The organism is Zobellia laminariae, assembly GCF_030553095.1.
GTDB lineage: Bacteria > Bacteroidota > Bacteroidia > Flavobacteriales > Flavobacteriaceae > Zobellia > Zobellia laminariae.
In genome coordinates, this window is the sequence record NZ_CP130738.1 from 589320 (window position 1) to 603005 (window position 13686).

At 36.7% G+C, this 13686-nt stretch carries 7 protein-coding genes and 1 pseudogene; all 8 read right to left on the minus strand.

All coding sequences use genetic code 11. From position 1 onward, the window contains the following. Positions 1-121: 121 nt before the first annotated feature. A complete protein-coding gene (locus Q5W13_RS02950; RefSeq protein ID WP_304445333.1) occupies positions 122-1645 on the minus strand; it encodes a right-handed parallel beta-helix repeat-containing protein in 1524 nt (507 codons plus the stop codon). Next, on the minus strand, positions 1642-4620 hold the full coding sequence (locus Q5W13_RS02955) for a Calx-beta domain-containing protein (RefSeq protein ID WP_304445334.1): 2979 nt from the start codon (positions 4618-4620) through the stop codon (positions 1642-1644). Before Q5W13_RS02955 ends, Q5W13_RS02950 begins: the two co-directional genes overlap by 4 nt. Positions 4621-4911: 291 nt before the next feature. Next, positions 4912-6432 carry a hypothetical protein gene (locus Q5W13_RS02960; protein WP_304445335.1) on the minus strand — a complete coding sequence of 507 codons (1521 nt, stop codon included), beginning with the start codon at positions 6430-6432 and terminating at the stop codon, positions 4912-4914. A gap of 53 nt (positions 6433-6485) precedes the next feature. Continuing rightward, entirely contained in the window at positions 6486-7559 is a 1074-nt protein-coding gene (locus tag Q5W13_RS02965) for a hypothetical protein (RefSeq protein ID WP_304445336.1), read from the minus strand. A gap of 294 nt (positions 7560-7853) precedes the next feature. After that, the gene (locus Q5W13_RS02970; RefSeq protein ID WP_304445337.1) at positions 7854-9560 is read right to left on the minus strand and encodes a hypothetical protein; all 1707 of its coding nucleotides are present in this window, start codon (positions 9558-9560) and stop codon (positions 7854-7856) included. Next, the gene (locus Q5W13_RS02975; protein ID WP_304445338.1) at positions 9554-10441 is read right to left on the minus strand and encodes a hypothetical protein; all 888 of its coding nucleotides are present in this window, start codon (positions 10439-10441) and stop codon (positions 9554-9556) included. The genes Q5W13_RS02970 and Q5W13_RS02975 overlap by 7 nt, the downstream gene beginning before the upstream one ends. 324 nt (positions 10442-10765) lie before the next feature. Next, positions 10766-12702: pseudogene (locus Q5W13_RS02980) on the minus strand (OmpA family protein). A gap of 10 nt (positions 12703-12712) precedes the next feature. After that, positions 12713-13672, minus strand: a complete 960-nt coding sequence (locus Q5W13_RS02985; protein WP_155597505.1) for a PorP/SprF family type IX secretion system membrane protein — start codon at positions 13670-13672, stop codon at positions 12713-12715. Positions 13673-13686 lie beyond the last annotated feature (14 nt).

Here is a 13686-nt window from a genome sequence, read left to right on the forward strand (position 1 = left end):
TCCATTATCCCGAAAATAAATTCGTTGAAATACCTACTTTTTAACACTAAATGAAATGTTAATTTTATTGATTTAGAAGATAATTTCGGCCCTTTATCTGAGCTCAAATAAGAAAAAATTACTAGTTGGGTTTTACTCTATATGTAATTCTTCTGTTAGTAATAACAGTGTACGCTTTAACCGTACTTAATGGAGAAAATTCAGATGTGGAGTTGGCTAAAGTTGCCGTGGTGGTTATCGTCTTTCCTAAGGTTATACCAACAGGCAAAGGAATACTAAATTTGAACTTATTTGTGTTATCCGTATTATTGTCTTCATCTGTGTAGGTAGAAATATTTGACTCTGAATCAGAAGCAGAACCTTCTACCATAGTATTAAGGTAGCGTTGCCCCTCCCCATAGTCATAGATCATTCCTAAAGTATTATCACCAATGGTTGCCGTGCCTTCATTAATATCTGTAGCAAACAACTCTATAGTCGCCCCTGGTCTTGACCAACCTTCTATCACTAAATTAGTTCCTGAAACGAACGCCCCCGTAATTATAGGGAAGTTAACAGCTCCATTAGGGCCATTATCACTATCTCCTGAATCATTAATTGTTACTCCATCACCAAATCCATCTGTTAAATCTATATCAATACCTAATGCTGCACTAGCCGTTCCGTTTGCATATATAGAATTTCTAGAAATTAAGTTTCCAGATGTATTACCTCCACTTAATACAATTCCTGCTCCGCCATTTGCAGCTATAATATTATTGACTACGGATGAGTTACTGCCGTCTAAACGAATTCCTACGTTGGCATCATCCCCCGTACATTTACCTCCATCTTGACCTGAATTTGTAATTGTATTATCCGTAATCGTTAATGACCCAGTTATTCCTTCTGCATCAATTCCAAGTGAAGCTGCTCTATCTATTAAATTCTGTTGAATAACGATACCAGTACCTCCACTGATTTTTATATTATCAAAACAAGCATTACTGCCATTGTCCGTAATATGATTGTTTTGAATAGTAGTAGATGTTCCACCGGCAACCAAAATACCCTCATCTGTATTTTCTGTAATATAATTGCTATCTATTATAGCTATTCCCCCAGTAACCTCAACACCATAATCTATATTACCTGAAGGATTACCAACAGCATTTACGCCTAACAAACTATGGGACACGGTAGCCGAACCACCTTGAATGATAATTCCGGCATTGTTACCTGCACGAACAGCTAAATTACGTGTTATTACATTGGTTCCGTTTAATTGAAGAACATCTCCACCTGCACTATACAATTCTATTTCTGGTCTCTCAAAATTTGGTAAAGCCGTATTGGAATTCCCTACTCCTGTTCCTCCTAAACCTACTGTTCCAGAATTAGTATTTCCCGAATAGGCCGTTTGCGTACGACCATCAATAACGGTATTTGTGCCTGTTACAACAGGCAACTCGTTAGGGTTTGACATGGTAAAGTTAAAATACCCATTCGCAAAATTATTATCGGCGGCTCTGCCTAAAGGGTCTGCCGTAGAGGGTATCATAAATATTGAAGTGTCTTCTCCTGCTGCTGGATCAAACAAACTATTGGCTTCTATATCCAAACCTACTTCACCTATGGTATTAGAATTCCTGATAAACTGAGTCAATGAACCTGGCCGGTTTCATTTGTATTAACAATCGTATTAAAATTAAATCCAAAATTGATACCTACTACACCGTTACCTGCAACCTCTACGGTAGATATACTTTGCGCATTATTAAAAACACCTAGGGAAACATCTTGACCTGCTTGTGGATTAGCCCCTCCTACTTGATTAGTAATATCTATAATATTACCAGAAACCATCTCTGTCTTGTATGTCTGAACCGGATAGCAAGAAGAACAATTTGGCCCATTATCTCTTGTAGATCTTACGGTTGAACTTACCACTTTAACAAAGTAGTCTCCATCTGCCATTCCTCCAAATGAATAATTTCCGTTTGCTTCCGTATTTTTTCTCTGGATAAAAGTCCCTGAAGAATCAAAAAGTTCTACAATTGCTCCTGATATTCCTATCCCTCCCGATGTTAATTGATCCCGACCTGCACCATATGGATAATTGATATCCTCAAAAACACGGCCTGCAATTAAGTTGGAAGGAACTTTTAATACCACCGCTGCAGAAATAACAAAATCTTGACCTACATCTACATTTGCCGTTACTTCACTATCTGCTGGTTGTATAAATGACGAAATATCATACGTGTCTAAATCTACACCATACATATTGGCATTATTATAAACTGGTGGCCCTACGGTGTTATCGTAAATTGTAGAATTATAAGAGTTGTTACCCGTTTGTCCCCCATCACCTATCAAAACATTTTTCTGATTTCGCTGGTTTGTAATCGATAGTTCTTCAGGATTAGTTGAACCTGAACTTGAACCATTTAAATCCGGATCACCTTCCCATGATAAAAATGACGCTTTAGCCCCTGTTCCAGATATGGCATAAAATGAATCTAGCGTAAACGAATTACCATCATTACTAAGTCCATCAAAACCTTGGTATAAATTTATATTTACAGCTGGTAAAGAACGATCTTCATAAAACACCATTAGTGCCCAGCCCCCTAGAACCGTACTAGTAGTACAATATTCTCCCGTATTGTTAATCGTTAAACCGCTAAAATCAAAAACATTGCTCGATAAATTAGATACACCTTGCAATATGCTGGTTACATCACTTACATATCCAAAGAAGTTTCTGTTACCTAGAGAGGTTTGATACAGAAAATTAGCAGAAACGCTTTGCCCTTCAAAAATTACATCTGCATCACGAACGGTACTAGAATGAGACCAATATAAATAAGCCCTTTCTACAGTTGCTGTTGCCGGAACCGGAGAAACCAAACTATTGGACGATGATGTCGTAACCGCACATGGACTAGCTCCATTAGGGCTCGTACGCATGGTACCTCCCGTGGTTGAATAATCATAATACCCATCAAATTCTTGAAATAATGTTAAAGGGTCATTTGCCAAAATTTGTGAGTTTATGGTTCCTTTTCCTTTATCGTTATAGTTCACGACTGCATATTGAGCAGTTGCTCCTGTAAATTCTATATCAAAATCTTCAGCAAATTCAGGTACACCATCATTAGAAATAGGTACAGATATTGTTTGGACATTGTTTAGTTCTCCCGTAAATGTTAACGTACCTGATGATGCAGTATAATCGCTACCAGCCAGCGCCAAACCATCTACTGTTTGAAAATCTACAGTAAACGGAGATTCTACAAACCCAAATAAAAATATATTTCTACCATGTGCAGCCCTAGTGGACCTTACTGTGAATACAGCATTACCCACATCTTCATCAAAAGTTATATCATCAATTACAATAATAGGACCATCAACAAAACAATTAATTTCTGCTTCCCAACCAGCGCCTGTATTACTTCCGTTAGAAACAAATCTAAACGTTAGACAGCCAGATGCAGCAGAAGAATTTATACTTGTAGGTACATTGGCACTATCATACTGGCCAATTAATGTACCACTGGTATTAGAACCGTCATAAACATATAGTACATCTCCCGAAACAATTTCAAAGCTTGTAAAATTTATATTTATATAAGTATCGGCGGTATCTGGGCAAATGGTATATGTTACATCTTGATTGTTACTGTAATTAGAAAGTCCGCCAGGGTCAAAAAAGGTATCACTACAAGTGGTAACGCTACCACCATCTGTCATTATAAGAGCATCGTCATCAATAATTGTTCCTGTAGCTGTGTCACTAATATCAACCGTTGGATCAGACGCTAATGTAAATTCTAAAGTAAAATTTTCAGGATTTTCTATAGTACCATCATCTAAAATAGGAACGGTAATGGTTTCCGTATCTCCAGCAGTACCATTAAAATTTAAAACACCAGTACTAGACGTATAGTCGCTTCCATTAACCGCCGAACCATCTACAGTTTGGTAATTCAGCGTAAAAGGTCCTGTAGTATTAGTACCTGTATGCCTAACTGTAAAAGTAGCATTGCCTGAATCTTCATCTACAGTAACACCCGTTGCTTCTATAACTGGGATAGGTGCGGGAAAAGTTGCCAAAATCTGAAAATTATCGATAAAGGCATAATCATCATTATTCCAATTATTGCCCGATTTTGCAAACCTTACTGTTGTGGTTGCTGAAATAAAACCAGATATATCTTGACTATAGGTTCCTGAATTATTATTCCCATTGATAGTGTTTACTGTTGTATAAGATGCTCCTCCATTATTAGATATCTGTACTGCCAAAGCTCTACCATTGGTAAGGCTTATAGTCTGCCAATTAAAGCTCAGAACCGCCGTTGCCGCACCATTAAGATTTGCAGATCTACGTATGGTCTCTGCCCATATGTAATAAAGTTCTAATCTATTACTGCTAATTCTCATGTACTGAGCCGTGGGTCCTGTATTTGTTTCCCCAGTTTCTATCCAATCTGTAGAAAAATTTTGAGTGCCATTATTATTTGAATAAGATACACTGCTAAAATTATCACGATAGGTTTCCTGAGCGACCAACTGAAATGAAAACAGTAACGCTATAAAAATATACAGAAATTTTACCGGGCTAAACAACATTTAATATACCTACAAATAATTTAAGTTCTTCATCAATAGAATTCATTGACCTTCTAATAAGGCAAATATATCTGTATATAAATTGTTAGTGTAAATATTGTTGTGTAAGTCCGAAATGTATGTGCAACTGGTAGGTTTTTGAATGTCAACTGATTTTTAAAATTACTTAAACCCCTGTAAAACTTCTGTCTTATCGATTAAAAGTCTATCTAAATGTGGCTTTAATAAAACTAGATTATACGTTATTTAATGGACCGCTTTTTGTTCGAGTCACTACCTCTATTTAAGAAATTAATTTTTCTTGACCCTAACTGTAATTCGTCTATTAGTAATAACCGATTTCACTTTAATGGAAAGCAAAGCTGCATTTGAAATTTGGTCAGCACAAGTAGTTAACGTACTCGAAACTAAAACTCTATATTGAAAATTATTTTGGGTTAAGTCTACTGCAATAACATTTAAGGTTGTTGTTTGAGTACCTGAGTAATCAGGTCCATCAGAGATATCATTAAAAGTAACTCCGCCATCTGTACTTACTTGCCATTGAAAAGAATCTGCATTGGTTGTATTCACGGTAAAAACAGCATTGTCATTTACAAATACAGATTGCATTGTTGGATGCGTACTTATTGTAGATTCGGGAATATCAGAGATAATATGCTCTCCTAAATCTACCGGACATTGATTATTGCCCCACCTCGCCCATAAACGATAGGTGCCAGAGGCTAAATTTGAATACGTTACAGAACCACTATTATCTGGTACCGAGGATTGATAAGAAGCTTGATTATCTAAACTAAATTCAATTGATGATCTATTTAAATTATCAGGAAAAGTAAAGCTAATCTCACCATTATCTAAATTACAACTGGATGACTTAACATTAACTGTAGGATTGGGAGAAGGATAAACCTTTACCTGTACATCATCTGACATGGTACAACCATTAGGGAGTGTTACGGTAACCGTATACATTAAATTAGTCGTAATTGTAATATCTGCTCCCGAATAAGTAAAAATTGGTTGTGCTGCGCTTATATCATCTAAATAAGCTGTCTCAACGGCCGTTGCACCAGACCATGCATAACTATAATTTGGGTTTGATGTTTGACCTATTATTATAGAATCAGATACTTCGCAAACTGTTACATTAGATCCAGCTAAACCAGAAAGGCTTGTAGGTGAAATCATCTCTGCTTCTGAATTTGCACAAGCACATGAGTTATTTGATGATTCAATTACTAATACTATATTACAAACCCTGTTTGGAGATGTGGTGAAGTCAATAGAACCATTAACAGTACTTGTTGCTGGAATCTGAACTGTCATCGTTTTAGTACCAATTAAAACATCTCCAGCTGAGAAGACTCCATTAGTATCCGCATCATAATACGCTGAAACAATAGTACCAGTTGGCATCATAGTACCAGAAGTGTTTTCAATTGAAAAATTGGCACTGACATTCTGATCATTACCACTAACTGCTGCGGTTGTAGATGTTGAGCTTATAACCAAAGTAGATTTTTCTACGGAAATTGTTTCATCAGTCTGCGCTGTTACACTCTGAACAACCGGACAACTTGGTCCACCTGATCCTGAACAGTCAATACTTTGTTCTATTCGCGTAGCTACATTTAAATCATAATTTTGACAACTCACATCTTCAGGTGAAACAACTTCAATTTCAAAATCGAAGGCAATAAGAGAAGTGACCCCTACTCCATCCGGAATTTGCCATTTTAATATTCGTGTTCCCGCTATTGGATCGGTTGATACTGTTGGTCCTGCAGAAGGACCATTAGTGCCTGCCACATACGAACCTGCTACATAATTAAATGCATCGTCTATTGTAGCGACAACAAATTCTATATCCCCATCACTTTCAATACCTGGTTTGTAATTTCAACTGAAATACCTTCAGTTTCATTACATGCTTGAATAGCATTATCATCAGAAGTGACCGAAATATCATAATCAATATTAGAAGGTACTTGGGTAACATTTACGGGATTGGTTTTAATTTCACTTTGCCCATCATTAGGATCAATGGCCTGTTGACAACCAGATTCCGCATTTATTTGCGTAATTATCTTACTACCGGATACATAATCGCAGGTAAATGCTAATTCAAAATTCACTTTAAATTCATTAGGCTCCGGAACAGATACACCCGGTAGGCCATTGGTACCGCTAATGGGACTTCCAACAATTGCAGAAATATCTATTGAATATGTATTTGTACCCGCATTAAATACAATTAGACCCGAACCTATTGCATAATCTACTGCATCATAAGTCAAAACCCCTGAAGTATTATCGAGTACCATACCAACAGGCAATTTTATATCTGCGGCCAAAGCGTAAGCAAAGCCATTGGCAGCATTGTTTACGTCTATTGAATACGGTACAACATCGCAAAAATCATAAGTAGCTGGAGGTACACCAAGAGCTGTAGTTACATTAATAGAGGGGTCTTGGGTACTTAATGAAAGTTGAATAACTTCTTCATTACAATTGTAATTACTTCCAGAACTCCCTAAAGGATAACCCGTATCAGGATCGGTAGGATACTGACTACAATTTTGACCAACCCGGATATCAAAACTATCTGTACCACAAACCGTAAAATCATCAGACCGGATTTCCAATTGTTTACCTGCGCTTGATATGTCTCCTACTTGTGCCCAATATTTACCAGTACCATAGCCAATAAGGGGTATTTCTTTTGTGTTATCCCAAAGTGTTGGTACAATATTGTTATTTGTAATTTCTATAGCAATCCACGTATTCTGCAAAGAAGCTCCACCAGAGGTTGTATTATTGATATCAACAACCCATTCAGCATTTTGGGTATTCGTAGAAATTGTAGGCGTAGGCGAACTTACGGTATAGCTTAAGGGTAAATACTGTGTATTTCTTACGTTGGTTGTTCTTCCCACATTAATAGACCTGCCTTATGGTAAACTTACATTTCTAAAAATTTCAAACTCTGTACTTGGCAAAACAATGATGCCTAATCTTTCATTGGAAAAAGACCAATCTTCAATAGTACAATTTGCAACAACATTAAAATTAACGTCTTTAATTGCGTAACTAGCGGAAGCCTTTTCTTTTGACCAAGAACCATCATTCGTCCAACTGTATCTATGAAATCCTGGTTCTGCATTATAGGTAATAACAGGATCTGTTATATCATGTAAAAACTCTCCATAACCTCTATAACTTGAGGTGCCTTATGGCACATAATCAACTCCAACCGGAACAAGAATATCTACTACTTTAGGTATGGCAAAATTTCTAAATTCATTAGGAAAAAGGTCACCTAATATCGAATAAGTTGCATGATGAAACCGTATTCCCATTCCAAACTCATTACAACCGTTTATGGTCAAACTTTGTTGTACCACCTGCATTGTTGGCACATCTTTATAAGCTAAGACTCCAAATTCTTCCGTGAGAAAATTACAAGTATGTTCCGTTGGATTTGCTGCAGAAGTTACAGGAGATGAAACTAAAATTCCGGTCATAGGCATATACCTAGTATTGGAAATAGAACTATTTTCAGAAACCTTTAAATCTACATCTATAATATATCTATCACCAAGCCCCGGTGTTATTGTTGAAAAATCACCGCCCAATACATCTACTGAATGATTGCTTTTTCCTCCGTTATTTTGAACATAAGAATACTGACCTAAATTATTTGATATTGTTGATGTGCCACCACCACTTGGAAGGTATTCAACTTGTATTGCTTTTATACCTCCGTCTGATTGTGTACCAAACCAGTTATTAGCATCATATTCAAGTAACGCCTTAGCAGAAGTAAGATTTGTTTCATTCACATCAATCTCAACATGCCATCTAACCATATCACCTTCAAGAACATGATCTAAACGTAGACCAGAGGTACTAGCTGGAATTGGAGTAGTTTCAGTCATATCAGTATACCCTAAAGTAGTACGGTCTAGAGAAAAATTAGATACGCAAACCGATGGTCCGCCACTTGGACAGGTAACTGTAAACGTAGGACCATCTTCACAAATGTGAATAGGTTCATATGTGGAATCACCTTTTAAATGATATTCGTAAGATATACCCCCAGCAAAACTGCCAGAACAAGTTGGGTCTACCATTAATGGAATTTGTGGGTTTCTACTAATTAAATACCCATACGTTGGTGCTGAAATAGAAGAGTATATAGCAACTCCCGTTGCTGCATTAAAACTAAGTAAATCAAAAGGTTCCGATTGCCATACACCGTTTCCATTGGGTATGATACCTGGAGGTAAAGTATAGTGAACCTCCCAATGCATACCTGGAATACTTGTAGTTGTTGGCGTTTGGCTACTTGAAGTACTTATAAAAAAATCAAAAGTGTCACCAGGACCAAAATTAGCACTTCCGCTAGATGAATTAATATTTGTAGCAATGGATTGCGTATTATAAAAACTCCAAGGACGCCACGTATTCAATCCATTATTCGGCACATTCAAGCTTGTTGAATTACCACATTGATCTTTGTATTCGTAAGCCCAACGTACCATTGAATAACCAGCATTCATGCGATCACAAGCGGTATCATTATTTGAATCTAGTAGATAGTTATATGCTAGTTCCGCTTCTAAGACCAATGAGTTTCCCACTGGTAAATCATCAAAAAATCCATCTCCATCTAAATCTTCCAAACCAACTCCAGCTCCGTCAGGATCTGTTGTCAATTGAAAATCGGCAAAACTCCCTTCCGTTCCTTGGTTGGCAAAAGATGTCCCGTTTACATTAAAATTAGACCAGGTATAAATGTTATAATCTGCGGGAATATAGGTCGCACCTCCATTACTAAAACCTAAATCGAGCGTAAGGTCATAAATATCTCCAGCACCTGTACCATCGTTCCGTAATAAGAATTCAGCAGTGTCGGTAGTGGTTAATCCTACCAAGCTCTTTTGACTACTCTAGTATACAAATCTGGGGCTCCCGAAGCTAAAGCAATACCTGACGTAGAAGTATTACCTGATTCACACGCGTTGGCACCAGTAATACAACCGCCATAAGCTGCTTGATATGTTATGGTTTCTCCCGCACCAGACGGGCAATTTAAAAGTTTTGCCGTTACAGTTATTGAAATATTTTCACTTTGTTCAAAGCGCGAATCATTATCACCTATAGCTGAAATTTCCACAGTATTCAATTCTAAGGTATCTGTAACCATGCCTCCCACTGGCGTCCCTAAAGAAAAAATTCCTGTACCTCCATATGAAATAGAAATATTGTCAGAATGTTCAATATAAGCTACCACATTATTACTATAGGCATTGGAGTTTACGGGGTCGTTACCAATTGTAAAGGTAAAATCTTGTGTTTCGTCAACACGTAATGAACCTGATAAAGGTGTAATAGCATTATCAACTTCCAAAGATGAATACAAAACTGATGGGTAATCCACAGTTGTTGAAACAGAAGGATTACTAATGAGCGTATGTTCAATTTCTGGATCTATCATTGTTGAACACCCTGTCTGAACCGTATATGTTATGTCTATAAAACTTATAGTTCCAATAAGAGGTGCAGCAATAGTAAATATTGGATTATTAGGATTAGTGGCATTTACTGAAACCCCAGCAACAGGAGATACAAGTGCCACGAACTCTGATTGGGTAGGTAATTGAACACTTACCTGTTCATCTGCTCCAGTGGTACCATAAAGCCTAAATTGAAATGTAGACGAATCGCCACAAGCAACAACCTCCGTTGGAAGATCAGTTGACGGGTTAACCACAATATTTTGCGCTTTTAGACCTGCTGTGCTGAAAAGAAGCATCGCTACTAAAATGTAAAAGAATTTTATCGGGCTATACAACATCCTATGTACCTACAAGTGACTCAACATATTCGTCAACAGAATTGATTGACACAGTTATTAGGTAAATATATCTGTACTTAAGTTGCTATGAGAAAAATTGTTGTGTAGGCCTAAAATGTAGGTGTAACCGGTGTTTTTTTCAATGTAAGCTGATTTACAAAACCTCTTTAACACCTGTAATCATTATACCCTATCGATTAAATACCACGTTATATTATGAGATTAAAACAGAAAAGGCAGCTATTTTAATAGCTGCCTTTTCTGTTTTATATAAAATGAATTTTATTCTAGAATGATGAATTCCGATCTTCTGTTCAACTCATGGTCTTTATCAGAACATTTGACGCCATTGGCACATTTGTTAATCAGTTTTGTCTCACCAAAACCTTCTCCATCCAACCGTTCTTTAGCTATTCCCTTTTTTACCATATAATTTACGGTAGATTCGGCTCTTTTTTGTGAAAGCCAAAGGTTATAGGAATCCTTACCTCTACTATCCGTATGTGAATTTACCTTGATTCTCAAACTTGGATATTTTTCCATAGCTGCGATTACTTTCTCAACCTCTATTTCAGAATCTTTACGAATATCATATTTATTAAAGTTGAAGTAAATAGTACTTAACTGTAACAATTTAGATAAATCATCTCCAAACCCAGCTGTTATAGAGCTTCTCTCTAAATAGAAGTCTATTTCTTTAGGTTCTCCATCAGATTTTCCTAAGTATTCTTCTGAAGGCACATAACCTTCTGTCATAGCTCTTACGAAATTACCTTGCGTACAATCTATCAATAAATTGTATTTACCTTCGGCATCTGTAATAGCAGACATGATTTCCTCATTATTCTCGTCTATAACTTTTACAGAAGCACCAATAAGGGGTTGATTAGAAATCTTATCCCTCACCACACCAGAAATAGCTTGCTCACAATCAATAAGCAAAGGTTTTGTTTCTAAAAAAGCATAGATATCATCAGCGCCTCGTCCTTCTGCTCGGTTAGAGGCAAAATATCCTTTTCTTGTATCTTCATTAAAAATGAACGTAAAATCGTCCATTCTTCCGTTTACTGGTTCTCCAACGTTCATTACATTCCCGTCCAATCTACCATTGGCTATTTTAGAAGCAAAAATATCTAAGCCTCCAAGACCAGTGTGTCCATCTGAAGAAAAGTATAAAACATCTTCACTCGTTACAAAAGGAAAGGTTTCTCTAGCCTCTGTATTAATAACTGGACCTAAATTTTCAGGAGTACCATAAGTTCCATCTTCATTTATGGCTACTTTAAATATATCGGATTCACCTAAAGTTCCCGGCATATCTGATGCAAAATACAGCGCCTTTTCATCAGAACTTAATGTTGGATGTGCTACTGAGTAATCATTGCTATTGAAAGGTAGTTCTTCAATTTCAGACCATACGCCTTCTACCATTTTAGCCTTAAATATCTTAAGACGTATTACTCCTGTTTCATCTTTTACATACTTACCTTCCTTAAAGTTATTTCGAGTAAAATATAGTATGTTACCATCTTTACTTACAGTAGAAGTTGATTCATGCAATCTTGTATTAACGTGATCACCGAATTTAATAACAAACCCTTGTGAAACACTATCTGCATTTACTTTATACAAGTCCAAGAAATCTTTTGAATTCCATGTGTGACGATACCGAGCGAAGTTTCCAGTATCTCTATCCGAAGAAAAAATAAGGCCTTCCTTATAGAAAGAAGGAGCAAACTCTGAATACGGAGAGTTATACTGAAAAGGTGATACATTGTATCTTCCAGAGTTTCTTTTAATATCGTTTAAATAGTCTTCCTCATCTTTGTAAGCAGTTGCTCTGGCATCATCAGAAGTAGCTTCTAAGAATTTTGCCATAATGGTTTTTGAACCCTCGTAATCTTCTAAAGTCTTTAAAGTTTGAGCATATCTAAAATAATACTCTGGACCTATTTCATCCGGATACTCGTCTACTAATCTTTTGTACGTTTTAGATGCATCTTCATAATCTGCATTATAATAGTAAGAGTTCCCTAATTTCTTAAGTAAATCTGCAGAAGCGTACCCGCGATCTAATACCTTTTTATAAATGTCGATAGCAGGGCTGAAAGAATATTCGTCATATTTTTCATTGGCTTTGGTAATTAACTTTTATGGGCAAAACCACTTACACCCATCAAAAAGACCAAAACAAATAGAATGTGTATTTTTTTTATCATAAGGCAAGGTTTAGAAGAAACGAGGAGAAACCAGTTTTTCAAATGATTTTACCAATTCCCATCTTAGAAAAATTTCAAAAGATCCGCTATTGAACTGAGTACTACCAAAATCGGTTGTTTCTTTATCATAAGCCAATCCTAACATAATTTGATCAGATACTTGAAAACCAGCTAAGGCACTTACAGCGGCATCCCATCTGTAAGCCGCACCAAAAGAAAACTTGTCTGCAAAAAGAAAGTTAGCAGATACGTCTACCTGGAGTGGCGCTCCACCAACAACTTTTGTTAAAAGTGCCGGTTTGAACTTAAAATTATCATTCAAATCAAATACGTAACCCGTAATTAAATAGAAGTTAACACGGTCTTTAGCCAAAAAGTCAATATCATTCGCATCGGAATTAGAAGTATCAAAATGTTCTATCTCCAACAAATTCGGAGCAGAAAGACCTGCGTAGAATTTATTAGTATGATAGTACATACCCAAACCTACGTTTGGAGAAAATCGATTTTCAATATTGTCCGTTCCTACAGCCTCCTCAAATCCGGGCCTTTGTCTTAATTGGTCAAAATCCAAATTAAGGATATTACCTCCCAATTTCAAACCAAAAGATAGTTTAGCTTTAAGAGAAACATCTATTGAATACGAAATTAATCCATCAATATAGGTTTCTTGAACTGTACCTTCTCCTATCTTATCATTAACAATAGACAATCCGTACCCCACATTACTATTTCTTATGGGTGAATGTAAATTAATGGTAAAAGTCTCTGGTGAACCGTCTAAACCTACCCATTGTGACCTGTAGAGTCCTGCAATACTAAGCTGCCCTCTAGAGCCAGCATAGGCCGGGTTAACGCTCATAGTATTGAACATATACTGAGTGTATTGAGCATCTTGCTGGGCCGAAGCCGTTTGGCAATAGATCAACACCAAGAATAGGGCTGCTAGTAGTTTGTTTTTTATAATCATGCCTACTTTATAGA

Coding starts and splice junctions, on each gene's coding strand:
- Q5W13_RS02975 (WP_304445338.1), bottom strand. CDS start 10,441: ATGCTTCTTTTCAGCACAGCAGGTCTAAAAGCGCAAAATATTGTGGTT.
- Q5W13_RS02985 (WP_155597505.1), bottom strand. CDS start 13,672: ATGATTATAAAAAACAAACTACTAGCAGCCCTATTCTTGGTGTTGATC.
- Q5W13_RS02955 (WP_304445334.1), bottom strand. CDS start 4,620: ATGTTGTTTAGCCCGGTAAAATTTCTGTATATTTTTATAGCGTTACTG.